Below are 364 nucleotides of genomic sequence, written 5' to 3' on the forward strand. Positions count from 1 at the left end.
CATGTTTGTTAGTGGGATTCCAGAAGGTGAAGTAATATATGATACGCAAGAAGGACCGTTTCCGTTTTTCATAGGTGTACTTGTATTTATTTTCTCTTTCTTCTATATAACAAAGAGAAAGATGAAGCAAATTGAAGCGATGGCACAAGGTGTAAAGGAAATAGAAAAAGGAAACTTAGCGTACCGTATTGAGAAAAAAGGTGAAGATGAGATTGCGTCTTTAACTGAGAATATTAATAATATGGCGGAAGAGCTTATGAATAATATAGAAAAGGAACGTAAATTAGAGAAGCAAAAGAATGAGCTTATTACGAATGTATCACACGATTTACGTACACCACTGACTTCTATAATGGGTTACTTG

The 364-nt window shown here is 34.3% G+C and carries 1 protein-coding gene; it reads left to right on the forward strand.

All coding sequences use genetic code 11. The features are described 5' to 3' along the window. Nucleotides 1-364: HAMP domain-containing protein (locus SB775_RS27890; RefSeq protein ID WP_410864392.1), on the forward strand; the 364-nt coding region annotated here is incomplete at both ends.

The organism is Peribacillus sp. SIMBA_075, assembly GCF_046534585.1.